Annotated in this window: 19 protein-coding genes; 6 read left to right on the top strand and 13 right to left on the bottom strand. The window is 60.8% G+C overall.

The window, feature by feature from the left end; genetic code table 11:
- The 5 genes from accD to OKC30_RS04265 all read right to left on the bottom strand — a co-directional run bounded on the left by accD (window position 1) and on the right by OKC30_RS04265 (window position 6,661).
- On the bottom strand, window positions 1-864 hold the full coding sequence (gene accD, locus OKC30_RS04285) for an acetyl-CoA carboxylase, carboxyltransferase subunit beta (RefSeq protein ID WP_010675139.1): 864 nt from the start codon (window positions 862-864) through the stop codon (window positions 1-3).
- 119 nt (window positions 865-983) lie between these two features.
- Complete coding sequence (gene truA / locus OKC30_RS04280; protein WP_103858300.1) at window positions 984-1,793, bottom strand: tRNA pseudouridine(38-40) synthase TruA; 810 nt, start codon at window positions 1,791-1,793, stop codon at window positions 984-986.
- A gap of 156 nt (window positions 1,794-1,949) precedes the next feature.
- Complete coding sequence (locus tag OKC30_RS04275) at window positions 1,950-4,082, bottom strand: FimV/HubP family polar landmark protein (protein ID WP_270809567.1); 2,133 nt, start codon at window positions 4,080-4,082, stop codon at window positions 1,950-1,952.
- Between the two features lie 293 nt (window positions 4,083-4,375).
- Window positions 4,376-5,392 (bottom strand): aspartate-semialdehyde dehydrogenase, encoded by a 1,017-nt coding sequence (locus OKC30_RS04270; RefSeq protein ID WP_270809565.1) that lies wholly within the window; start codon window positions 5,390-5,392, stop codon window positions 4,376-4,378.
- Window positions 5,393-5,539: 147 nt separating this feature from the next.
- Complete coding sequence (locus tag OKC30_RS04265; RefSeq protein ID WP_160837088.1) at window positions 5,540-6,661, bottom strand: 4-phosphoerythronate dehydrogenase; 1,122 nt, start codon at window positions 6,659-6,661, stop codon at window positions 5,540-5,542.
- Between the two features lie 250 nt (window positions 6,662-6,911).
- On the opposite strand from OKC30_RS04265, the gene OKC30_RS04260 reads away from it, so the two are divergent.
- Window positions 6,912-7,634, top strand: a complete 723-nt coding sequence (locus tag OKC30_RS04260; RefSeq protein WP_160837086.1) for a phosphatase PAP2 family protein — start codon at window positions 6,912-6,914, stop codon at window positions 7,632-7,634.
- A 53-nt stretch (window positions 7,635-7,687) separates the two neighbouring features.
- On the opposite strand, the gene OKC30_RS04255 is transcribed toward OKC30_RS04260, so the two are convergent.
- Entirely contained in the window at window positions 7,688-8,509 is an 822-nt protein-coding gene (locus OKC30_RS04255) for a MetQ/NlpA family ABC transporter substrate-binding protein (protein ID WP_010675145.1), read from the bottom strand.
- A 467-nt stretch (window positions 8,510-8,976) separates the two neighbouring features.
- Here OKC30_RS04255 and OKC30_RS04250 point away from each other — a divergent pair, with 467 nt between their 5' ends.
- Entirely contained in the window at window positions 8,977-9,303 is a 327-nt protein-coding gene (locus tag OKC30_RS04250; RefSeq protein ID WP_270809564.1) for a VOC family protein, read from the top strand.
- Between the two features lie 14 nt (window positions 9,304-9,317).
- Here the strand turns inward: OKC30_RS04250 and OKC30_RS04245 are convergent, their stop codons facing one another.
- A complete protein-coding gene (locus OKC30_RS04245) occupies window positions 9,318-9,515 on the bottom strand; it encodes a hypothetical protein (protein WP_010675148.1) in 198 nt (65 codons plus the stop codon).
- A gap of 220 nt (window positions 9,516-9,735) precedes the next feature.
- On the opposite strand from OKC30_RS04245, the gene OKC30_RS04240 reads away from it, so the two are divergent.
- Both OKC30_RS04240 and OKC30_RS04235 read left to right on the top strand, forming a co-directional pair.
- Complete coding sequence (locus OKC30_RS04240) at window positions 9,736-10,275, top strand: hydrolase (RefSeq protein WP_160837084.1); 540 nt, start codon at window positions 9,736-9,738, stop codon at window positions 10,273-10,275.
- Between the two features lie 5 nt (window positions 10,276-10,280).
- On the top strand, window positions 10,281-10,517 hold the full coding sequence (locus OKC30_RS04235; RefSeq protein ID WP_202395051.1) for a hypothetical protein: 237 nt from the start codon (window positions 10,281-10,283) through the stop codon (window positions 10,515-10,517).
- Here the strand turns inward: OKC30_RS04235 and modF are convergent.
- Both modF and ppsA read right to left on the bottom strand, forming a co-directional pair.
- Entirely contained in the window at window positions 10,490-11,944 is a 1,455-nt protein-coding gene (gene modF / locus OKC30_RS04230) for a molybdate ABC transporter ATP-binding protein ModF (RefSeq protein WP_160837082.1), read from the bottom strand. The genes OKC30_RS04235 and modF overlap by 28 nt on opposite strands.
- Window positions 11,945-12,062: 118 nt before the next feature.
- A complete protein-coding gene (gene ppsA, locus OKC30_RS04225; protein WP_039041363.1) occupies window positions 12,063-14,435 on the bottom strand; it encodes a phosphoenolpyruvate synthase in 2,373 nt (790 codons plus the stop codon).
- 307 nt (window positions 14,436-14,742) lie between these two features.
- Here ppsA and ppsR point away from each other — a divergent pair, with 307 nt between their 5' ends.
- Window positions 14,743-15,555 (top strand): posphoenolpyruvate synthetase regulatory kinase/phosphorylase PpsR, encoded by an 813-nt coding sequence (ppsR, locus tag OKC30_RS04220; RefSeq protein ID WP_010675153.1) that lies wholly within the window; start codon window positions 14,743-14,745, stop codon window positions 15,553-15,555.
- A gap of 129 nt (window positions 15,556-15,684) precedes the next feature.
- Here ppsR and OKC30_RS04215 read toward each other — a convergent pair whose 3' ends face one another.
- Window positions 15,685-15,960 carry a hypothetical protein gene (locus tag OKC30_RS04215; RefSeq protein WP_081000923.1) on the bottom strand — a complete coding sequence of 92 codons (276 nt, stop codon included), beginning with the start codon at window positions 15,958-15,960 and terminating at the stop codon, window positions 15,685-15,687.
- Window positions 15,961-16,316: 356 nt separating this feature from the next.
- Between OKC30_RS04215 and OKC30_RS04210 the strand changes: the two genes are divergently transcribed.
- Window positions 16,317-17,693, top strand: a complete 1,377-nt coding sequence (locus OKC30_RS04210) for an amino acid permease (protein ID WP_160837080.1) — start codon at window positions 16,317-16,319, stop codon at window positions 17,691-17,693.
- A 379-nt stretch (window positions 17,694-18,072) separates the two neighbouring features.
- Here the strand turns inward: OKC30_RS04210 and OKC30_RS04205 are convergent, their stop codons facing one another.
- The 3 genes from OKC30_RS04205 to OKC30_RS04195 all read right to left on the bottom strand — a co-directional run bounded on the left by OKC30_RS04205 (window position 18,073) and on the right by OKC30_RS04195 (window position 24,720).
- Entirely contained in the window at window positions 18,073-18,774 is a 702-nt protein-coding gene (locus OKC30_RS04205; protein ID WP_160837078.1) for an SIMPL domain-containing protein, read from the bottom strand.
- A 54-nt stretch (window positions 18,775-18,828) separates the two neighbouring features.
- On the bottom strand, window positions 18,829-19,386 hold the full coding sequence (locus OKC30_RS04200) for a hypothetical protein (RefSeq protein ID WP_010675157.1): 558 nt from the start codon (window positions 19,384-19,386) through the stop codon (window positions 18,829-18,831).
- An 87-nt stretch (window positions 19,387-19,473) separates the two neighbouring features.
- Window positions 19,474-24,720: a retention module-containing protein gene (locus OKC30_RS04195; RefSeq protein WP_270809563.1), complete on the bottom strand. Its 5,247-nt coding sequence runs from the start codon at window positions 24,718-24,720 to the stop codon at window positions 19,474-19,476.
- Between the last annotated feature and the right edge of the window lie 115 nt (window positions 24,721-24,835).

The raw sequence follows: 24,835 nt of genomic DNA, 5'->3' as shown, positions 1-24,835 counted from the left end.
TCAGTCTTCGATGACCTGAGTGTTCATCAGCTTGGCCAGCAGACCGGCCAGGCGGTTGCGCATTTCGCGCCTGTCGATGATGAGATCGATGGCACCCTTCTCCAGCAGGAACTCGGAGCGCTGGAAGCCTTCCGGCAGTTTCTCGCGCACGGTCTGCTCGATGACGCGGGGGCCGGCAAAGCCGATCAGCGCCTTGGGTTCGCCTACGTTGATGTCACCCAGCATGGCCAGGCTCGCGGAGACGCCACCCATGGTGGGGTCGGTCAGCACGGAGATGAAGGGCAGGCCCGCCTTGGTGAGGCGATCTAGGGCCGCACTGGTCTTCGCCATCTGCATCAGGGAGAACAGGGCTTCCTGCATCCGCGCACCACCGGAGGTGGAGAAGCAGACTAGGCCGCGGCCCTCCTTGATGCTCTCCTCGACGGCGCGCACAAAGCGGGCACCGACCACGGAGGACATGGAGCCCCCGATGAAGGAGAACTCGAATGAACAGGCGACGACCGGTACCCCCTTGAGGGTCCCCTTCATCACCACCAGCGCATCCTTCTCGCCCGTCTCTTTCTGGGCGGCAGACAAACGATCCTTGTAGCGCTTGGAATCCTTGAATTTCAGGATGTCTTGCGGCTCCAGCTCGGCCGCGACTTCGCTGCGTCCCTCGGCGTCGAGGAAGCTCTCGAGACGGGCACGGGCGCTGATGCGCATATGATGGTCACACTTGGGGCACACTTCGAGATTGCGCTCCAGCTCTGCCCGGTAGAGCACCTGTTCGCAAGCAGTACACTTGGTCCACACCCCTTCCGGAATGTTGTGACGACGCGGTGTGGTGATCTTGCTCTTGGGAAGGATCTTCTCAAGCCAGCTCATGGAATTCCTTAATGCATTTGTGCCTGACAAAACACATCGAGCCTTGATTGTTCAATGACTTAACGGCTCGATGGCAATAAACGACGGATCATTAAACCACAAATTTTCGGGCCCAGTTACTAAAAACTGGTCGTACCCGGTGCCGAGTCCGGCAGCCACAGCGGGCCGAGGGGCGGCCGGGGCAACCCGAATTCGGCCGGGTAATCTACATCCACCAGATAGAGGCCGCCCGCCTTGGCGGTCGGGCCCGCCAGGTTGCGATCCTTCGCCGCCAGCACCTCGGCAATCCACTCCACCGGTTGAAGCCCCTGCCCCACCAGCAGCAGGGAGCCGGTGATGTTGCGCACCATGTGATGCAGGAAGGCGTTGGCCTTGATGTCGAGCACGATGTAGGGGCCGGAACGGCTGACACACAGGTGGGTCACATTGCGCCAGGGGGTGTTGGACTGACAGGCGACAGCCCTGAAGGTGCTGAAGTCGTGCTCCCCCAGCAGGCTCTGGCCGGCCTGGTGCATCAGCGCCGCATCGATGGTTTCGTGGTAGTGACTGACGCCACTGCCGAGGATGGCCGGGCGGTAGTTGTGGTTGTAGATGACGTAACGGTAGCGACGGGCGGTGGCGCTGAAGCGGGCATGGAAATGCTCGTCCACCTCCCTGACCCAGCGCACGGCGATGTCAGGGGGCAGGTTGGAGTTGAGCCCCAGGGTCCAGGCGCCTTCTGCGCGGTTCGACTCGGTATCGAAGTGGATCACCTGGCCGGTGGCATGCACCCCCGCATCGGTGCGACCGGCACACTGGATGGAGACGGGGTGGTTGGCGATGCGGCTGAGGGCTTTTTCCAGCTCCTCCTGAACGCTGATCACTTCGCGCTGGCGCTGCCAGCCGAAGTACCGGCTGCCGTCATATTCAATACCAAGGGCAATTCGCATGGGTAACGGTGTCTTCTGATGAAAGGATGCAGTGAAAGAAACGGGGCGGATTATACGCGCTCGGGCTCAAAAGTCCCAGACCGGGCGAGGCCGCGCCCAAAGAGAGAGGGCAGCCCGCGGGCTGCCCTCTCTGGTGCATGGATGACAAGGGCCTGCCTAGCCCAGGCGCTTGAGCAGCTTCTGCGCCTCGCTGCGCTGGTGCTCGCTGCCCTGGGCCACCGCCTCTTCCAGCAGCTCGCGGGCGCTCTCCTTGTCGTCGATCTCGAGGTAGGCCCGGGCCAGATCCAGCTTGGCTCCCACCCCGCCGTCATCGGCATCCACATCAAAGCCGTTGGACTCCGGCAGCACCTCAGGGAAACCGTCCAGCCCCACATCCAGGGAGAAGCCCTGATAGGGTTCCTGCTCCGTGCTGCTGGCATCGGCATCGGCATCGGCCAGCAGCTTGTCGATTTCAACGAAGTCGCTGTCTTGCACCTGCTCGCGGGGCTTCACCTCCCCCTGATGGGACTCCACCTCGGCGAAGGCATCCTCGAAGTCCGCCAGGGCCAGCTCGCTTGGATCCCACTCGGACGCCGCCGGCTTGGTGGGCTCCAGCCCGAGCTCGGCCAGCATGTCGTCCACATCGTCCTTGCCAAACCCCGTCTCGTCGATGTGCGGCGCCTTGGCGGCAAGCTCATCGTCGGTCGGCTCGCCAAACCCGGTCTCTAGATCGCTCAGATCGAAGTTGGCCAGTGTCTCGTCACGCTGGCTGCGGCTCTCCTTCTGGGCCTGGGCCAGATCCGCTTCCAGATCCGCGTCCAGCTCGGCAAACAGGGCGGCTTGCAGCTCCTCCTCGGTCATGATCTCGTCATGACCACGAGCAGAGGAGCTGGGCTCGTCGGAGAGATCGAGTTCCGGCACCACGGGCAGATCGAAGTCACCCTCGTGGGCCAGATCCAGCTCGGGCACCAGATCCGGATCCCGGTTCGCCGTCGTCACCGCAGGCTCCACATCAAAAGCGGAGAGCGCCGTCTCGTCATCCCGGAAGATGACATCGGCGGCAGCACTGGCGCCATCTTGCTTCCTGCTCACTTCCGGCTCGTTGAGATCCGGCATGCCATGGAGGGGCTCGTCATCCGCGATGCCCACCGTCATCAACTGCTCAAACTCGCTGTTCTCGTCTCCCATGACCATGGAGGTCGGCTCGGAGAGGCTCTTCTCCTGCTCTTCCAGCTCGCGGCGGGCACGAGCACGCAGCCAGAGCGTGACCAGGGCAAGCACCAGGAGTACCGGCAGCAGGATGATCATGGCGAGATTGAGCGGCGAAGAGAGCAGCTCCATCAGCCAGCTCTGTTTGGGCACCGGCGCCACCACAGGAGGCGTCGGATTGGCCTTGAGTTCCGCCACCTCTTTTTGCAGGACGGTTTGATCCTGCAACTGGGCCTTGAGGGTCTCCACCTCTTCGGTCAGGGCTTGCAGGCGCAGCTTGAGCCTGTGGTTCATCTCGGTGACCTGGCCGAGCTGGGCGTTGGCATCTTCCAGGGCCAGCGCCATCTCGGTGGAGGGTTTGCCCACCGCAGTGGCGGGCAGGGGCGCCGGCGCCGTGCTGGCGGTGCTGCTCGCAGCAGCGCTCACCACCACGGGGGTGGAGACAGCCGCCTTGGCGGTCTCCTTCACCTCGGGGGCAGGAGCCGTCGCCTTGGGTGCCGCCGGGATCGGCGCCGCCTTGGGCGGTGTATTCTTGGCCACCACAGCCGGCTTGGCCGGAGCAGGCTTGCTCACCACCGGCTGGGCGACGTGAGATTGCTTGTTGGCCAGGTATTTGGGGCTCAGCCCCTTCCAGCTCGCGTTGTCGCTGTTGAAGCGACGGCGTGCTTCGGCATCCGTGATGCGCCCCGCCTCTGCGGCGGTGGGCAGCAGGATGTGGGAACCCACCAGAATATGGTTGATGTTGCCGTCTGCGAAGCTTCGGGGGTTCTTGTCATAGATGGCCACCATGGTCTGGTAGACACTTACCCGGTTGGACGGGCGATGCTTGCTCGCCAGACTCCAGAGGGTATCGGTGGGACGCACGGGACCATAACTGCCAGCCGACGCAGCAGGCACCTGACGCACGATGGGCTGGGCTCTGGGCAGGGTGACGGGCGCCACGGGCTGGGCCCGGGGCTCTGGTTGCACCGCGGGGGGCGGTGAGCCATCCGGTCCCTTGAGTTCGACAAAGAAGGGTTCTCGCGCCCCCTCTTCGGCCTGAACCGTGCCCAGAAGCCCCAATGCGAGTAGCGTTGCCAGCGTTATGCGGGAATGTCCCATATTCGTTCCTTCGTATGACGGCCCTATCACATTGAAAAATCTGGATAGTTACCCCAAAACAATCGGCTCAATATAAATCAGGCGCCGGTCTCAAGCGAGCGATCCGACATATTTCGCGCCCGGCGGCGACCAGAAAGCAGCCCCAGACGCGAACCAGAGTGTAGAAAAAAACCTAGTCCACTGATATCACACGGTATTCCAAAAACCGGAGAGTGGGTTCCCGGTCACATCCCGGGGCCAGGGCGCCCACATCAAGGCGGGGTTCCCTCCCCGCCCGGGGCCGACATCCGGCCTCAGAGGTAGTCGCGTACCAGCAGTTCGGCAATCTGCACGCTGTTGGTTGCCGCGCCCTTACGAACGTTATCGGCCACGATCCACATATTGATACCATTCGGATGAGAAATATCCTGGCGTACCCGCCCGACCATCACGTCATCCTGACCGGTGGCATCGCGCACCGGGGTCGGGTAGTCCCCTTCATCATCAAACAGGGTGACGCCCGGGGCATTGCGCAACAGCTCCTTGACCTGCTCGGCGTCCAGCGGCTGGTGCAGCTCCACATGAACCGCCTCAGCGTGACCGTAGAAGACCGGTACCCGCACGCAGGTGGGGTTCACGGCGATGCTGGCATCCCCCAGGATCTTCTGGGTCTCCCACACCATTTTCATCTCTTCCCGGGTGTAGCCGTTGTCGGTGAAGTCATCGATCTGCGGGATCAGGTTGAAGGCGATCTGCTGCGGATAGAGGGTCGGCTCCACCGGACGGCCGTTAAGCAGGTGGGCGGTCTGGCCCGCCAGCTCGCTCACCCCTTCCTTGCCGGAGCCGGATACGGATTGGTAGGCCGCCACGTTGATGCGACTGATGCCCACCTCGTCGTGCAGGGGCTTGAGGGCCACCAGCATCTGGATGGTGGAGCAGTTGGGGTTGGCGATGATGTTGCGGTTGCGAAAATCGGCCAGGGCGTCCGGGTTCACTTCCGGAATGACCAGGGGAATGTCCTCGTCGTAGCGGAAGCAGGAGGTGTTGTCGATGACGATGCAGCCGTGCTCGGCGGCGATGGGCGCCCATTTGGCCGAAACCTCGGCACCGGCGGAGAAGAGTGCAATCTCCACTTGGCTCCAGTCAAAGGCCTCCACATCAAGGATGTCGACGTTCTTGCCGCCAAAACGCACCGTGTCCCCAGCGCTGCGACTGGAGGCGAGCGGATAGAGGGTCGCTACCGGGAAGGCGCGCTCCTCCAGGATCTCGATCATGGCCTGACCCACGGCGCCGCTGGCACCCAATACCGCTACGTTGAATTGCTGACTCACTGATCTGTTCTCCTGTTATGCGGCCCGTCGGGGCCGGGCATGAGGGCCACGGCTGGCACGCGTATCGGTTTGATGACAGGCCCGCCATGATGCCGGGCCGGGGGGAAGCGCCGCCTGGGCAAGCCCCTCCCCTTGTTGAAATCGGGTTTATTGCTCCGAGACGGCAAAGCCCAGTCGGGCCAGTCTGTCGTCGGCGAAGGGCCCTTTCAGTTGCAGGGCGCCCAATTCGCGCCGCTCGGGGTAGCGCTTGCGCTGCTCATCGAAGCTGCCGGGCAGCCCGATCCGGTTGCGAAAACGGGCGTCGTCACGGCGCACGTCATAAACAAGGTGGACAAGCTGCTTGATGAGCGCCTGATCCGCCGGCTGCCCCGGCGTCAGCTCGCGCACCTCTGGGGCAGGCAGCAGGGATTGCAGATCCTGGCGCGGGGTGCGCCCCAGTTGCCGGCACAGCGCCTCATAGAGCATCCAGGTGCCACGGGCCTTGCCTTCCAGGCTGTAACCGGCGATGTGCGGGGTGGCCAGCTCGGTATGGGGCACCAGTTCCTTGAGGGGCTCCGGCTCTCCTTCCCATACGTCCATCACCAGCCGCAGGGGATGGGGTCCCTGCTGGCGGACAAGCAGGGCATGGTTGTCCCACACCTCGCCGCGGGAGGCGTTGATGAGGATCTGCCCGGCCGGACGCTCGGCGATCTCCTCGGCTCCCAGCAGGTGGAAGGTGGCCTCTTCCCCTTCACGAAGATAGGGGACATGGAAGCTGACGATGTCGGCATCCAGGGCAGTGCGGTAATCCACGAAGTCGCCAGCGGCGCCGCTACGGGCCAGGGGCGGGTCGCAGCGCAGCACCTTCATCCCGAGCGCCTCGGCCTTGCCGGCCACGCTCTCGCCGGTGTTGCCGGCGCCGATGACGGCGAGGCTCATCTCGCTCAAGGTCAGCTCATGGCGTTCCGCCAGAACCAGCAGGGCGGAGAGCACGTAGTCCCCCACCGACACCTTGTTGCAGCCGGGGGCGCTGAAGAAGGGGATGCCCCGCGCCGCCAGCAGCCCCTGATCGATGTGATCCGTACCGATGGTGGCCGTGCCGACAAACCCCAGCCTGGGGCAACTCGCCAGGAGCGCTTCGTTGACCCGGGTCACGGAGCGCACCAGCAGCACATCCGCCTCTTGCAGATCCGCGGCCTTTATTTCTCGTCCCGGCAGGGGAACCACTTCACCAAATTCCGCAAACAGCTCCACCGCATGGGGCATATTTTCATCAACGACGATCTTCATCGGCACGCATCTCGTCCACAAGGGCCACAGGCGCGCCATTCTAGCCCAAACGCGACGGATTTTCAGAGGCTTGTTGGCAGACCGCTCTGCGGCCATCTTTCCGCCTTCCGGCCTCAGGTGCGGGCACGATGCCCGGCAGCATCATATGTAACAGCCTGTTGCCCTCGCCCCCTTCGCCTTGACCAGAGCAACCTGACTGGCACAATGACGCCTCTTTTTAGCCGCTCGCGCCACCGAACCGGACCCCTTGATGCCGACTCACTCCTCTTCGTTGCCACGCCGCAAGGTGCTTCATTTCAATGCCCTCCTGCTCCTCCCCCTGCTGCTGCTCGTCTGCCTGCCCTGGCAGCCGTTCATGACCCAGGCCCTGCAATCGGGCTGGCTATGGTGGCCCTACGCCCTCACCCGCATGGTGGACTTGCCGGGGCTGGTCATCACCATCGCCGCCCTGCTGCTGCTCACAAGACACAAGCTGACGCTGGACGGTCGCGCCCTGCTGGCGCTGGCTGGCGCCCTCTTTGCCGTGCTGGCGAGCGACTGGGTCATCAAGAGCCTCATCAAGCTGCTGACCGAGGAGCCCAGGCCCTACCTCATCTGGCTGGAGAGCCAGGAGCTGATCCCCGCCATCCGCCAGTTCTATGGAGGAAGCCAGGCCCTTCGCAGTGAACAGGTCCACGCCGCGACCCAGTTGTTGGCGCTGCCCGCCTGGCTCGGCCAGCACTGGCAGGCAGAGGTCAACTATGCCTTTCCCTCCGGTCACAGCATCGCCGCCATGAGCCTCGCCCAGTTCTTCGGCCTGATCTGGCTGGCCCGGGCACCCGCCGGGGCCTGGCTGCTGCCACTCTGGGCCATCGGGATTGGCCTCTCGCGCACCCTTATCGGCATGCACTGGCCCCTGGATGTGCTGGCAAGCGCCCTGCTTGGCAGCCTCACCGCCCTCCTGGCCGCCCGCTGGTGGTTGCGCCACTACTGACGTCCAATAAAAAACGGGCACCTGGGTGCCCGTTTTTATCGCTTGTACGCCACTCACCCCTTCTGCTGCCAGCCCTCGGGATACTTGTAGCCGACGAAGCGCTTGGCGGCATAAGCCTTGAATTCAGGGGAGTTGTAGGCGGCCGCCACATCCTTGGCGAACGGCTTGCCCGCATCGGCGCTCTTTACCACCACCCAGTTGATGAAGTCATAGCTGCGCTCGAGGAAGAGGCCGGAGCTGAACGGGATCCCGCTTGAGGCGGCAAAGTTGCCGTTGATGACGGAGAAATCCACATCCTCACGGGAGCGCGGCAGCTGCGCCGCCTCCAGCAGCACCAGCTTGAGGTTGTGGGGGTTCTTCACCACGTCGAACTCGCTCGCCTTGAGGGGATTGATCCCCTCCTTGAGGCTCAGCCAGCCCAGATCCTGCAACATCAGCAGTGCCCGCGCCTGGTTGGTGGGATCGTTCGGGATGGCGACCGTGCTTCCCTCTTTCACCGCCTTCAGATCCCCCAGCTTGCCGGCGTAGAGCCCCATGGGACCGGTCGGCACCTGGGTGATGGGCGCCAGAGAGAGACCCCGGTCTTTGGCGAAGCTCTCCAGATAGGGCTTGTGCTGGAAGCAGTTGACGTCAAGCGACCCGTCCGCCAGGGCGATGTTGGGGGTCACGTAATCGGTGAACTCCACCAGTTTGACCTTGTAGCCCTTGGCTTCGAGCTGCGGCTTGATGGCGTCGGTGACCATGTCGGCAAAGTCGCCAACCGTGGTGCCGATGACGATCTCTTTCTTCGCCTCATCGATGGCAAAGGCGGACAGAGGCAGGCTGCTGGCGAGCAGCGCCAGGGCGGAAAGGGTGAAGAAGGAACGACGTTGCATAAAAAACTCCCTGTCAACATGATCATCAAAACGGTGAGCGGTCGGGGGCGCGAACATGCAGTCAACGCACAACCATCTAGCCATCCAAACGGCCAACTTAACACACCATAACAGAGCTCGTAGCCTTCGCCAAGCAACAAAACCGGGCAAGCTTGGCCAGCACGAAGCAAAGCGCATCCCGCAACTGGATGAATAATCTTTGACAGAGCACGCAGTTATGCGCCTTGCCCTCTCCCTGCCTGGCGTCAAACTGGCTTATTGTGGTCATTCGATACCCATTTCAACGGTTCCCATGAGGGCCTGATGGGCTGCTCTACACCCAGGCAACACAAGGAGTCACCGTGTTCGATCATGTTGAAATCAAGGTGGTGCGTTTTGACTCCTGTCAGCACTTCTACGCCACCGTGCTGGCTCCTCTTTTGATAGAACTCAAATAGTCTGATGAGACGGCGGCCGGTTTTGGCCTGATGGGCCGCGATCACGTGGGCTTCCTGATTGAGCGGGGGCAGCAGGGCGCCTCCTGCCATCTCGCATTCAGGGCCGACGACGCGACACAGGTGGATGCGTTCCATCACGCGGGGATCAAGGCAGGCTTTGCCTGCAATGGGTTGCCGGGACTGCGTCCCCACTATGCCCCCAATTACTACGCCGCCTTCCTGGGCGATCCCGATGGCAGCAACATCGAGGCGATGACCTACATTGAGTCCTCACACGCCGCAAACACATCGCAGCACTGTGCCACCCAGCAAAAGGCCCTGCATTCGGTGAATCCAGGGCCTGAGAAGTACACGTAATGAGTCGGGTTAGATTATTTGACCGCCTTGCTGGCGTTCTCCAAGGCCTGCTTCTCGGCGGCGTTCATGATGGACGCCTGGCGGTTTTGCTCGGCCTGGTAGCAGGCGTCCTTGCTGATCCCTTGCGCCTGGCATTCCGCCATGCGTTGTGCCGGGCTGGCGCAACCGGCCAAAAGGCCAGCCAGGGAGACGAACAGGATTATCTTCTTCATGGTACTTCTCATCGTTAATGGAAAATCGTCCAACTACGCAGTAGCGGGTTGATGCGTCGCCCCTTGTCATGCACACCAAAACTGAGAAAACGGGCTCCATGACGCGCATCCTAGTGCCCGCCACGCCGTCGGTCAGCTCACAATTTGTATCAAGATGTACGCGAGAATGGCTCCCAGGATGGCGCTGTATCTCATCCGCAACGGAGAAAGGAGACAAAAAATGCACAAACACCATCACCCAGGCCTGCTGGTGGTCGATATTCAGGGCAAGCTGGCCCGCCTGGTCGAGGAGAGCGACGCCCTGATTGCCAATACCGCCAGGCTGGTGCAAGGGGCCAGGGTGCTGGGGCTGCCGGTTGTCTGGCTGGAGCAGAACCCGGACAAGCTCGGTGCCACCGTGCCCGAATTGCAATCGCTGCAGGCAGGCGATCTTGTGCTGCCCAAATACAGCTTCGGCGCCCTGGGGGAGCCCACTGTGGCGACCGCGCTGGCCGAAAGCGGGGTAGAGCATTGGCTGGTATGTGGCATCGAGACCCATATCTGCGTCTACCAGAGCGTGTTGGGACTTCTGGCCAGCGGCACCCGGGTCTCGCTGGTGGTGGATGCGGTGTCGTCTCGCTCCGCTGCCAACCGGGATCTCGCCATCGGCCAGCTTGCGGCCAGGGGAGCTGCGCTGACGTCGGTGGAGATGTGCCTCTATGAGCTGATGGGGGACTGCCGCCATCCGGCATTTCGCCAGATCCTCTCCCTGGTGAAATGACCGCCATGATGGACAATATGGCGCCCTTTCTGTTCGCCCTCATCGCCTTCGGGGCGGCACTCATGGTGACGGTGACGGGGATGGCCGCCACCCGTCACTATCTGGCCTGGCTCTGGCTGGGGATCATGCTCTTCTTCAGGCTGTGGTGGACGCTGCTGGGATGCCGCCGCTCCTCGCCGAACCGGCCCCTCTCTGACCATGCCGCCCGGACGGCTCAGCTCCCCAGACGCTCCTGCAGATAGTCGTATCCTTCCCCCTCCCTTGGCACGAAGCTCAGCCTGTGGGTCAGACCGGGGGGCGCATCATCGGCATGATGGGAAACGAACAATAGCTGGGTTCCCTCGCCCACGAGGCGCGCTACCATCTCCCGCACCAGGTGACGGTTGAGGGGATCCAGTCCCTGCAGGGGTTCGTCCAGGATGAGCAGCGGCGGATGCTTGACCAGGGCACGGGCGATCAGCACCAGTCGCTGCTGACCGAAAGAGAGAGAGTGGAAAGGCTGCGCCCCCTGATCGGCCAGCCCCAGCAGGGCCAGCCACTGGTTGGCCAGCGCCAGCTGACGATCCCCCGGCCGGGTATAAAGCCCGATGGAGTCGTAGAAACCGGAGAGGATCACTGTCTGCACCGGGCAGCTGACACGATAGTCCAGATGCAGCGCCGGGCTCACGAGCCCGATGTGGCGCTTGATCTCCCAGATGCTCTCGCCGCTGCCCCGCCGCCGTCCGAACAGATGGAGCTCATTGTTGTAACCTTGCGGGTGATCTCCGGTGATGAGGGAGAGCAGGGTCGACTTGCCAGCGCCATTCGGTCCCACCAGTTGCCAGTGCTCCCCCTCGTCAATGGTCCAGTCGAGCCCATCGATGATCACCTGATCCCCGTATGCGATACGCATGGCTTTCATGACGACCCGAGGGCCGGGAGGCAGGGGCTCGGGGGTCGTCAGCGGTGGCGGCAAACGGGGGGATACCGTTTCGGCGCGTGCCAGCTGGGCAACCTCCTGGCTGCCGAGCACCTCCTCGCGCTCCCCCGCCAGCAGCAGACGACACTCGCCGAGCAGGCCGAGGTGAGTGGCAAAGGGGGGGATCTCGTCAAAACGGTTGACGATCACCACCAGGCGCAGCCCCTCTGACACCAGGTCGGCCAGCAACATCATCAAAGAAGCCCTGGCCCCCTGATCCAGACCATCGAAGGGTTCGTCCAACACCAGCAGTTCGGGTCGCCCCAGCAGGGCCCGGGCCAGCAGCAGCTTGCGCCCCTCCCCGCTCGAGAGGTAGCGATAGGGGCGCTCCCACAGGGATTCAATGCCAAAACGGGCCAGCAGCGCGCGGGCCTCATGCTCCTCACCCCCTGCCTCCAGCATCAGGGTCGATACCCGATACCCCGCCTCCTCCTCTTCCCCCAGCATGTCGGTATTGCGCCGCTGCCAGTCCAGCTCCCCCAGCTGTTGCTGCGACTCGAACGAGAGTCGCTCGGCCCGGACTCGACCCGATACCGCTCCGGCACGCACGACCAGCTCGCCGCACAGGGCCGACGCCAGCGCCGTCTTGCCGCTGCCGTTGCTGCCGACGAAGGCCCAGCAGGCCTGCGGGGTGAGACAGAGTTCGGGAATAACCAGGGTGTGGTGGCCACGCAGGGCCAGGGTGGCGGATTGCCACTGCAATGAGGTCATGGGATCGTCCTGTGATGGGTGCGGAGCACCTTGCTCTTTCCCCTTGTAACAGAAAAAGGGGGGCGCAGACAAAAACGGCGCCATTGCGGCGCCGTGTCATCAAAAAGCGGGGACGGGTTTAGCCGGCCTTGTGCTGCTCGGCCAGATAGAGCCAGGTGTCGACCACGGTATCGGGGTTGAGCGACACGGAATCGATCCCCTGCTCGACCAGCCAGGCGGCGAAGTCCGGGTGATCGGACGGCCCCTGGCCGCAGATCCCCACGTACTTGCCCGCCTTGCGGGCGGCGGCGATGGCCATGGCCAGCAGTGCCTTGACCGCCTCGTTGCGCTCGTCGAACAGGTGGGCGATGAGCCCGGAGTCCCGATCCAGCCCCAGGGTCAACTGGGTCATGTCATTGGAGCCGATGGAGAAGCCGTCGAAGTGCTCAAGGAATTTGTCCGCCAGCAGCGCATTGGAGGGCAGCTCGCACATCATGATGACTTTCAGGCCGCGCTCGCCACGGCGCAAGCCGTTCTCAGCCAGTATCTCCACCACCTGCTCCGCCTCACCCAGGGTACGCACGAAGGGGATCATCACCTCGACGTTGGTCAACCCCATGACATCCCGCACCCGTTTCATCGCCTCGCACTCGAGGGCGAAGCAGGGGCGGAAGCTGTCGGCGATGTAGCGCGACGCACCACGGAAACCGATCATGGGGTTCTCTTCATGGGGTTCGTAACCACGGCCCCCCACCAGGTTGGCGTACTCATTGGACTTGAAGTCCGACATCCGCACGATGACCCGCTCAGGCCAGAAGGCGGCCGCTAGGGTAGCGATCCCTTCCGTCAGCTTGGCTACGTAGAACTCCCTGGGGCTCTCGTAGCCCGCGATCATCCTGGTGATGGTGGCCTGGAGTTCCGGGGTCTGCTGATCGAACTCCAGCAGCGCCTTGGGGTGGACCCCGATCATGCGGTTGATGATGAACTCGAGGCGGGCCAGGCCCACACCGGCATTCGGCAACTGGGCAAAATCGAAGGCGCGGTCCGGATTGCCGACGTTCATCATGATCTTGATGGGCAGGCGCGGCATGTTGCCCACCTCGGTCACCGCCACGTCAAAGTCGAGCTCGCCGTCATAGATGAAGCCGGTATCCCCTTCCGCACAGGAGACGGTGATGAGCTGACCATCCTGGATGTGGTCGGTGGCGTTGCCGCAACCCACCACTGCCGGAATGCCAAGCTCCCGGGCGATGATGGCGGCGTGACAGGTGCGTCCACCCCGGTTGGTGACGATGGCGGAAGCGCGCTTCATGATGGGCTCCCAATCCGGATCGGTCATGTCGGTGACCAGCACATCGCCGGGCTGCACTTCATCCATCTGGCTGATGGAGGAGATGACACGGGCCGGACCCGCGCCAATCTTGTGGCCGATGGCGCGCCCCTCGATCAGCACCTTGCCGGTTTGCTTGAGGGCAAAGCGCTCGAGGGTATTGGCTTCCTGGCGGCTACGCACGGTTTCCGGACGGGCCTGAACGATGTAGAGCTTGCCATCCTGACCATCCTTGGCCCACTCGATGTCCATCGGGCGGCCGTAGTGCTGCTCGATGATGAGGGCCTGCTTTGCCAGGGCCATCACTTCCTCGTCCGTGATGCAGAAGCGGTTGCGCTCGGCATCGGTGGTGTCGACCACCTTCACCTGACGGCCATGACCGGCATCCCCGGAGTAGGTCATCTTGATGAGCTTGGAGCCCAGCGTCTTGCGCACCACGGCAGGGCGCCCGGCCTTGAGGGTCGGCTTGTGCACATAGAACTCGTCCGGGTTGACGGCCCCCTGCACCACCATCTCGCCCAAACCCTGGGCGCCGGTGATGAAGACCACGTCGTTGAAGCCGGATTCGGTGTCCAGGGTAAACATGACGCCTGAGGCAGCGAGATCCGAGCGCACCATGCGCTGCACCCCGGCGGAGAGAGCGACCCCCTTGTGGTCATAGCCCTGATGGACCCGGTAGGAGATGGCGCGATCGTTGAACAGCGAGGCAAACACATGCTTGATGGCAGTCATGACGGCATCGATACCGCGCACGTTGAGGAAGGTCTCCTGCTGACCGGCAAACGACGCATCCGGCATGTCTTCCGCAGTGGCGGAGGAGCGCACGGCAAAGGATGCCTCGAGCCCCGCGCTCAGCTTGTCATAGGCCTCGCGCACCGCCTGCTCCAGAGCGGGCTGGAAGGGCGCTTCCACCACCCAGTCGCGGATCTGCTGACCGGCCCGGTTGAGGGCGGCGATGTCATCCACATCCAGACTGTCGAGCAGGTCATGGATCTTGCCGTTGAGGCCGCTTAACTCCAGAAACTCGTTAAACGCAAAGGCCGTGGTCGCAAACCCGCCCGGCACGGACACGCCGACCCCCGAGAGGTTGCTGATCATCTCGCCAAGGGATGCATTCTTGCCGCCGACGCGTTCAACGTCCTGCATACCGAGCTGTTCGTACCAGAGTACGTACTGTTGCATTTGCATGTCTCCAGGTTGGGGGGCCAGGGTGACAATTCACCTGCTGTGCCAAGTCGTGTGTTTTTGTTAGTGTCTGTTGCCAACGACCATGAAAACGTTTTCTATTTATTGTCAAAAAAATCCCCGAGCAAGAGTTGGGGATGGTCGTTTGACACAGGCATTCTACAATAGCGACACAAAAAGGTAACGACTCAGGTTTGCAAGCGAGTTCACAACTTGGGCATGGCAGATCTGTTGACAAAAACGATATGGTTTCGAGAGATACTTATTTCTCGCCGCCCCCTGGAGCGCACCACAGGAGTCCGCAGTGCACACCGTATTCTATGTATCCGACGGCACCGCCATCACCGCCGAAGTCTTCGGCCACGCCGTGTTGAGCCAGTTTCCCCTGGCCTTCGAACAGGTCACCATCCCCTTTGTCGAGACCCAGGAAAAAGCGCGCCAGGTACGGGCACGCATTGACGAGCAGTTTCGCCAGACCGGGGTGCGCCCCATCCTGTTTCACACCATCGTCGACCCCATGGTGCGTGAAGAGGTGCTCAAGGCCCAGGCCAGCAGCCACGATTTTCTCAACACCTTCGTGAGCCCTCTCGAACAGGAGCTCGGTATCAAGGCCGAACCCAGGTTGCATCGCACCCATGGCATGGAAAACCGCAAGCTGTACGACGATCGCATCGAAGCGGTCAACTTTGCGCTGGCCAACGACGATGGCATCACCACCAGGGAGTATGACGAGGCAGACATCATCCTCATCGGGGTCTCCCGTTGCGGCAAGACACCGACCAGCCTCTATCTGGCACTGCAATTTGGCATTCGCGCCGCCAACTATCCCTTTATCGAGCAGGACATGGGATCGCTGGAGCTGCCCGCCGCCCTCAAGGCCAATCGCCACAAATTGTTCGGCCTCACCATCATGCCGCAGCGGCTGCACGAGATCCGCAACCAGCGCCGCGCCAACAGCCGCTACTCCTCGCTTGATCAATGCAAACAGGAGCTGGCCAGCGTCGAGAGGCTGTTCCGCCAGGAGGCGATCCGCTTCCTCGATACCAGCTCCCACTCGGTCGAGGAGATCAGCGCCAAGATCCTGGAAGCGACCGGCCTTCGCCGCCAGCTCTGCTAACCTGCAAGGCTGCGACAGCACAACGCACCATGAGACAGAGGAGTGGCAAGATAACGAAACAGAAGAACAGGATGAAAAAATAATGCCAGCATCATCGCTGGCATCCCATCACTCGCGGGGCAATCAGGCTCAGGGCTTGTTGAGTTCCTTGTTGTTCATCAACATGCCGTGAAAATTAATGAGTCCCCTGCCCTTGCGGACTCGCTCGCTCAGCCAGCAAGCTGGCACCAGCCCCATCCCGGCAGCAAGGATGAGCACCATGGCGATGTGGTTCACCAGGTAATCCGCTCCCAACCAGCCCCAGACAACAAGGCTGCTCATCGCCATCGTCAGCAACATGGGGGATAGCCAGATCCCGAGCCAGAGCACGACCATCACCAGGCCACCCACAATACGCTCCATCATATGAGTCCCTTTTTATCAAAGGGCAACAAGAACATGAAAACCGGACTGAGTCAATAGATAGAAATCCATCAGAACACAAAACCAGCAACCACTCTCAAACCCCCTTTCTAGGTCATGAAAAACCTGCATGTCGCACAAAATAGCAGCCAATGATGAGGAAAACAGGTGCATGAATGGTCGATTATCACTATTCTGCTCGGGTTGGTAGCCGCTACAAAAAACAGCCAGCGGCAAACCGTAACGATATAAATACGGGTTTCGTCACGTTTTCGGCACAAGATGCCGCGCCAGGCAGAGGACGTGCTGTGGCTGACGGGACGCGAGCCGAGTGATTTCAGCGACGTAAGGAAGGATGCATGGATCTTCAACAACACGGCGACGAGCTCAAGCGCGGTCTGAAAAACCGCCATATCCAGCTTATCGCACTGGGCGGTGCCATCGGTACAGGCCTGTTCCTCGGCATTGCCGACACCATCAAGATGGCGGGCCCTGCGGTGCTGCTGGGCTATGCCATCGGCGGCTTCATCGCCTTCCTCATCATGCGCCAGCTGGGCGAGATGGTGGTGGAAGAGCCGGTTGCCGGCTCATTCAGCCATTTTGCCTACAAGTACTGGGGTGACTTCGCCGGCTTCGCCTCCGGCTGGAACTACTGGGTGCTCTATGTGCTGGTGAGCATGGCCGAGCTGACGGCAGTCGGTATCTATGTCCAGTACTGGTGGCCCGAGATCCCGACCTGGATGTCGGCGGCTTTCTTCTTCGTGCTGATCAACGCCATCAACCTCTCCAACGTCAAGGCGTTCGGCGAGATGGAGTTCTGGTTCGCCATCATCAAGGTGATCGCCATTCTCGGCATGATCGGATTCGGCGGCTGGATGCTGTTCTCCGGCAGCGGCGGCCCCGAGGCCACGGTCAGCAACCTCTGGGCCCAGGGTGGCTTCTTCCCCAACGGCGTCGGCGGGCTGGTGATGGCAATGGCCTTCATCATGTTCTCCTTCGGCGGTCTGGAGCTGGTCGGCATCACGGCAGCGGAAGCGGACAATCCCGAGAAGAGCATCCCCAAGGCCACCAACCAGGTGATCTACCGCATCCTCATCTTCTACATCGGCGCCCTCACCGTACTGCTCTCCCTCTATCCCTGGGGCAAGGTAGTGGAAGGCGGCAGCCCGTTCGTGATGATCTTCCATGCGCTCGACAGCAACCTGGTAGCCAATGTACTTAACCTGGTGGTGCTGACCGCCGCGCTGTCGGTGTACAACAGCTGCGTCTACTGCAACAGCCGCATGCTGTTTGGCCTGGCCAAGCAGGGCAACGGCCCCAAGGCCCTGCTCAAGACCAACAAGAGCGGCGTGCCCCTGACCGCCATCACCATCTCGGCCGCGGCCACCCTGCTGTGTGTGCTCATCAACTACCTGATCCCGGGCAAGGCCTTTGGTCTGCTGATGTCCCTGGTGGTCTCCGCCCTGGTCATCAACTGGGCCATGATCAGCCTGGCGCACCTCAAGTTCCGCAAGGTGAAGGCCGCAGAAGGTGTCACCACCAAGTTCAAGGCACTGTGGAGCCCGTTTGGAAACTACCTCTGCCTCGCCTTCATGGCCGCCATCCTGGTGATCATGTACATGAACGACGGCACCCGCATCTCGGTCGAGCTGATCCCGGCCTGGGTCCTGGTACTCGGTATCGGCTATCTGCTCAAACAGAAGAGCCAACGCAAGCTGGCTACCAACCTGGGCTAGGCATCATCCCTCTCCAGCAAAAATGCCGGTCACTGACCGCAATGCTGTTCACTTAAGAGAATTTGAGTTCCAGTCCACGTAGTATCAGGGCTAAAAAATGAGGGAGGCATGATGCCTCCCTCTTTCTATTGCAAGCCACGCTGGATAAAGGCTGAAGGAACATCGACTGGAAACAGCCTTGCTCCCCCAACTCAAGTCGCATTTATGAATAATTAGTCAAAAATGTGCTTATCTGAACAGCATTGCGGTCACTGACCGGCATTTTTTATTCCATTCCCGTTTCACCTGACCCAATTCGCGGCTCACTTGTCCTGCCAGCCCCTGCAATGACAAACCCGAGGGGTTGCCTCGGGTTTGAGTGATGGACAAAGGGGCTGTGTTATTCCAGCAGGAAGACGGCTTCTACATTGTCAGTGATGCTGATCTGCTGCTGTTGATAGCTGTTTTCCATCATGTCGGCGGCAGGGGCTGCCGCAGCCTTCATGGCACGGGTATAGACCGGCATGGGGGAACTGTTGCGGTATTCAACGCTATACACCTTGCCAAGCTTCATGCCGAAAGCCTTGGCCAGGGATTCCGCCTTGCTCGTGGCATCAGCAACAGCACCAAGCCGGGCCTGCTCCTTGATGACCTGTGGTGACTTCAGGCCGTACTCTATCTGGGTCACGGACTCCAGACCCGCCTTGAGGGCGGTGTCCATCAGCTGGCTCAACTTGTCGAGCTGGTAGAGTTTGACCGCCAGCTGACGCTGGGCACGGTAACCCACCATTTCGGGTTGCTTGTTCTGGGGGTACTGGTACTCGGGGGAGATCACCAGATTGCCAGCCTCCACGTCGCTGCGCTTGATGCCGAGGCTCTCCAGCTGGCCAAAGAAGGCTGCTACCTTGGTATCTACCTGCTGTTTGGCCTTGATGCCCTGCTTCTCCAGTGCCGTGACGGCGACATTGAGCGTCAGCATGTCTGGTTCAGCCTTCTGCTCCGCATAGCCACTGACGACCAGATGGGGGGCCTGAGGAACCTCGATGGCAAGCAACGGAGCACTGACAACCAGCACGGACAGGGTAAGAAGGGGACGCCACATAAAAAAACCTCCATCATTTAGATGGAGGTCATTATGCATGTCGTCGATTGGGATTCATATATCGTGTGTCGGCGGGATCTGGTCCAGCACCTGATTGGTCATGTCGATATTGATGCTGATCTCCCCTCCTCCTGAATTGCCATGGCTTGTCATCACGGGAGCAGGCGCCTGGCTGCCAAACAGCGATTCATCCTCAAAGTGGAACGAATCCCACGACAGAACATGACCTTGTGATGGCAGATTCGGCTCGGACGTCGTCACGACGGCCAGCGCACCCCAGTCAAGCTCCTCGCCGTGGCTGAGCAGCCCCTGCAAGGAGGTATCGCTCAGGCTCTGCAACGAATACTCCTGCTGCCCCCACTCATGGCCGACCAGCACCATCATATGGGGCAGGGGCGCATCCTCTGCCGGCGTGAAGCTGATACGAGAAGCGGCAAAGTCCACATTCAGCAACCCCGCCACCTCACCATCTTCGCTCTCCAGCTCCAGACCGTTGAGCGTGTCACCCGTCATCGTGGCCTGATAGCCAAAGCGGCCGGTGCAGACGATATTGTCCTGCCCGTTCCAGCTATAGCGAATGCCGTCGATGTCGACCCAGTTGAATGACTGCATGGTGACCCTCTCCTGATACTGCAGCTATCTTATCTGCCCACTCCATCAAATAACAGGGGCCGGGCACACCCGGCCCCCATACCCTGCTTACGGATCGACCTTGAGGTTGCCCTGATCCAGCAGATCCTGAATGATCTGCAGATTGGATTTGCCAGCCGTCAGATCCACGTTGTCAAAGAGGATGGTATGAGTCGTGGTGCCACTTCCCGCTCCATCCAGATCAATGGTCAGTGTCGACTTGCCACTGCCCGGACCAGGAGCAAAGGTAAGATAGTGATCCAGTGTGCTCGCATCGGCATGCTCACCACTGAGCAGTTCACTCAGGTCCAGAACATCTCCATTGGCCCCCGTGGTGAAGTCTTTGATGGTATCCGTGCCTCCTGCATCACCTGCCATCCATTTGAAGGTATCCTTGCCAGCCCCACCAGTCAGGGTATCACTGCCGATACCCCCAATCAGCAGGTCATTGCCATCCCCCCCCAGCAGGATGTCGTTGCCAAGGCCACCCGTCAGAGTGTCGTTGCCGGACTCTCCGAGCAAGGTATCGTTACCACTGCCTCCATCCAGCTGGTCGTTTCCGGTTCCCCCGACCAAGGTATCCTTGCCGCCAGCTCCTAAGAGCAGATCATCACCGGCGCCACCCGACAAGATATTGTCCAGACTGTTCCCTGTTATGCTGTCCCCAAAATCGGAGCCGATGGCATGCCCTTGCGTGCTGTTGAAGGTCACATTCACAGCGCTGGCGGCGGCATCATAGTCTGCTGTGAACGGGGCTTCCGGCAACAGGCTTAGTCCGATATTGCTGTGGACTGCATCGCCGTCCCCGTCAATCAGTGTGACTGGCAGTTGCAGACTGACCGGGATCCCAGGAGTGGCAACGCTGGAACCAAAGTCCCCTATCTTGAAGTCACTGCCCGCAGCGTAGTGGAATTCTAGGCTGTTATGCCCATCCGCCGTGTAGGCAGCCAACTTGGTATTGCTCACCACCCCCACCACGGTTGCGACATAGGCCACACCAGCACCGGGATCATCATCACTGAAGTTCACCGTAAAGTTTCGCCCTCCCACGGAGACAATCTGCGACATGCCTGCAGCTATGCTGACAACCTTAGTCGAGCCGTTGAAGCTGATGGCCACCGCTGTCAACGACTCCTTGTTTCCATCGCCTATATCGTTGTCATTGTCTACATCCTGACGGGCAACGATCTTCACGCTGGATCCACTACTGCCGATTGCGGTAAACAGAGCCGAGGCACCATTGACGTCGTAGTGTGCCTCAAAGGCATGTGTGGCTGGGTCGCCATAAGACCCACTACTCCCAGGAGAACCTGTAAGATCGACAACAAAGTCGATCCGCATAGCCTCACCGAGGCCGATAGATGCTCCACCACTGATCCCCCCGGTATTGGCTGTGGTATTAACGGTACCGCCGTCCACCCCACCCGTCATCGCCGTCAACAGCAGATCCTTGCTGTCATTAGCCACAGCGGTGAATCCAGCCCAAGGACCGTTGCCACCGACGAAGTTATAGCCACCACCATTAAAGTCTATCGTGGTCTGACCACCATCAACCTCTCCTATCATCTGGACTTGGTAAGTGGCAGAGGCAGGCTGCAAGGTCGCGATGAAGACAGTCCCTGCAGCCGTGGCAGCCGTGAGCACTGTTCCGTTTGAGGATAATGAATAAGTAATGGGCAAGCCACCGGACGTCAGTCCGCTGTTGCTGCCATTAAGTGCACTGTCAAAGCGGATGCTCCCACCATCCGCACCATAGTTGTTTGACAAGGTACCATCACCATCCAGCAAGAAGGTGCCGGTCACGCCCGATTGGTTCAACATGACCCCCATGGCGGGCGTCATCACGAAGGGCACATCATCTTCCACCTGGACGATGAAGTTGCGGATCAATGCGACATTGTCCACGCCTTCATGTGCGCTGATCACGCTGGACAGGTTGAGGGCCTTCAGCTCCAGATCGTTTCCATCTCCCTGGGGATGATCAATGGAGCCTTGCAGGGTGAAGGTGTAATCCCCATCACTCTCCACCTGCAGGGTGAAGATGGGTTTGCTACCAGCCATGGCAACCAGCGTATCGACCCCGGCACCATGAGTGATGCTATAGGTGATCGCCACGCCCCCCGAGGTCAGTGCAGGCAGCCCTGCCGTCGACCCCATGCCAAAGCTAACCCCCACGCTATCCGCCACCATTTGCGCCAGAGACCCACTGACCGTCGTCAGCAGAGGATTGTTGCCTGGCAAGCCTGTGGGCAGGCCGTCTTCAAACACGGAGGCGACGATGGGGGACGTATCCAGTACCAGGATTTTCAGCTGGGCGCTGGAGGTATCGCCGTCCGAATCCACGATGGTGTAGGTGAAGACCTCCTGGGTATGAGCCGCCACATCATTGGGGGGTGAGTAGGAGTAGGAACCGTCCGCATTCACGGTCAGTCGGCCCCCTGCCGGCGTCGGGATGGGACCCGTTGTGCCGCCTTGCACCAGGAAGGTCACGACATTGCCGTTGATGCTGTCGGCCACCCCGGCATAAACAGCCGGATTGGTGACAGTAAAGCTGATCTGCACTACGGTCACGGGGCCATCGGCACCCGCAACATCCACACCAGCACTGCCATCTACGTCGGTGATCACGTTGCCGGTTGCCGGTGGCGGCACTGTGGCTTGCAAGGTGGCATCCAGGTCATTGATATTATCGACCAGAGTCACGGTGTCACCGTTATCCTCCACCAGGGCCAGTTGCGAAATGGCCGATGCGTTGCCACTGACGTTGAGGCCAACGGCATAGACCTCCACGTTGTTGTTGTTCACAAAGCTTGTCCAGCCTGCCGGAACGTTGCCCTCATTGGGTGCACCATCCGACAGGAAGTAGACCTTGGTTTCGTAACCAGCCAATGCCGGATTGGCTAGATCGGCTGTCAATTGGTTCTGTGCTAATACAAGAGGCGCATTGTAGTTGGTACCACCGCCATCTGTTGGCAGGCCGGAGATGCTGGCCTTGGCCACGTCGGGATCGCTCGTCTGCGGGATCAGCAAAGCACCACTGGCAAAATCGATTACTGTGATGGTCAGGGGAACCCCCAGAGCCACATAAGAGTCAATCATGTGGTTCAACGCACTCTTGGCCAGTTCCAGACGATTCGGGGATCCATTAGTGGTCGTGCCTATCTTCCAGAGCATGCTGCCCGAAGTATCGATCACCAAGACGAGGTTGAATGGAGGCAACCCGGCTTCCGTCACCGTAACGCTGTTATCCTTCGCCGTCGGCACGTCATCCACGATCTGCACGCTCAGGGTGTTCGAGGCCGAATCCCCGTCGCTGTCCACCAGGCTCACCGCGAAGTCTTCGAACAGGCTGTTGTTGCCGTTCGCCGTCGGGTGCGCCTCGTTGTCGTTCAGGGTGTAGCTGTAGCTCACCAGCCCGGTCGCCGGGTTGTACCCGGTGATGGTCAGGGTGTTGCCCAGCGGCGTGGTCACCCCGCTCAGCGGGAAGCCCGCCACCACCCCGTTCACCACGATGTTGATGCCACCCACGCTCAGGGTCTTCACCCCGTCCGGCGCGCTGATGGTGAAGTCCCCTGTCACCGTGGTCGACTCCTTGCTGCTGTCCGACCCCGCCGACTCATTCGCGCCGCGGGTCGCCAGCAGGTCGTCCTCGTACACCTTCGCATCCCCGCCCTCGCCCTTGGGCGTCAGGTTGGTGATGGTCACCCCGTCATCGTCGTTCTTGATGGTCAGGGTCAGGGTCGCCGTGCTCACGTCTCCGTCCGCATCCGTCAGGGTGTAGGTGAACACTTCGCTGCCCACCCCGCCCCCGGTCAGCGCCTTGAAGTCACCGTCGTTCGGGTTGAGGGTGTAGGTGTAGGTGCCGTTGGCATTGAGCACCAGGCTGCCGTAGGTCCCGCTCAGGGTGCCCGCGGTCACCGCCGCGCCATCCGCCCCCTGCACGTCGTTGGTGATGACGTTGCCATTGAGGACCAGGTTGTTCTCGCTCGCTACCGTCAGGTTGACGTCGCTCACCGCCGTCGGCACGTCATCCAGCACCACGACATCCAGCCCTGCACTGGTCGTGTCGCCATCGAGGTCCGTCAACACGACATTGAAGCTCTCCGTCAGAGCCCCATCATTTGCAGGTTTGTTATGTGTTTCGTTATCGTTCAGGGTGTAGCTGTAGGTCACGCTGCCAACCCCTGTCACCGGGTTGTAGCTGACGCCGGTCACCAGCAGTTGATTTCCCAAAGGACTGGGGATCCCCTGGGGGAAGGTGGTCAAGACCTGGCCATTGCTGATCAGCGTCACACCTCCCAGTGTCAGGCTTTGTACTCCATCTGCCGCATTAAATGTAAAGGTACTGCTCTTGGTCAAGGCGGCGCCATCGGGGGCTGAGCCATCCGGCAATGCGGCTTCTTCAAGGACAAGCTCACCACCCTCGACCTGCAATCCATTCAGCGAGACAGGCTCATCTACAGGGGTGATGGTGATGGTCAGAGTGGAGTCGTTGGTATCATCCCCATCCGTTACGGTGTAATTGACCGCAGGTACAGGGCCTGTGTAGTTCAGCGCAGGGGTAAAGGTATAGGAGCCGTCGGCATTGATGATCAGCGTACCAATCCCATCCAGCGTGCTCTCAACGCCGGCAGCAATTCCCTGATTGCTGCCCCAGCTATAGGAAATGACAGACGTATCAAGGGGACCATCCGGATTGTTGCTGTTGTCGAGCACATTGCCACTGATAGCCTGATCTTCCTGGGTAACAGCGGACTCATCCTGATCATCGAGCTGATTCTCGGGCAGAAGATCGTCTTCCTGCAGCACATTCTGATCGATCAACGTGTCATAGCCGGTATCGAATCCGGCCTCGGCTATGGTCGCATCTCCGATGCGATCTATGACAACAAAACCACCATTGCCACTGGCCCCAGCGACCCCGCCGATACCGCCACCACCACCGGCGGCAGGTGCCCCACCGGCAGCAGAGGCTTCGAAGTTCTTGGTCGGGTCAACCCCTTGCAGGATGGATTGTTGCAACGCCGCAATTTCTGGCGACACTTCAGGCGAGCCTTGCTGATGATTGGCAACCGATGAGGAAGATTGCCCCTCTGGAGGCATCTCTGTCCCTGCCGGGACACCATTGCCCTCTGCAGGTTTGTCATCGTAGGGCGCCAGCATCAATTTGGCATCATCAGCGATATTGAGTCTGGCGCCAGGCTGCAGTATCTCGCCAGGCTGGAGAGGGCGACTGCTGCCATCGGCAAGCAGGATCTGAACGTTGCCTTCTACGGAAGAGACGACCACGGTTTTGTCGATGATTTGGGTGCGCATATCCATTGCTCCAGGGTGACAGATCTTGATGCCTACACTCTAGGGAAGGTGCGAATAAGCGGGGAAATTCTTCTCGGCTGACTCAGTCATTTCATTTCTTCATGTTTGAGCCGAT

The organism is Aeromonas sp. QDB18, assembly GCF_027705325.1.
Taxonomy (GTDB): domain Bacteria; phylum Pseudomonadota; class Gammaproteobacteria; order Enterobacterales; family Aeromonadaceae; genus Aeromonas; species Aeromonas caviae.
This window is presented reverse-complemented; position numbering and strand designations above follow the sequence as displayed.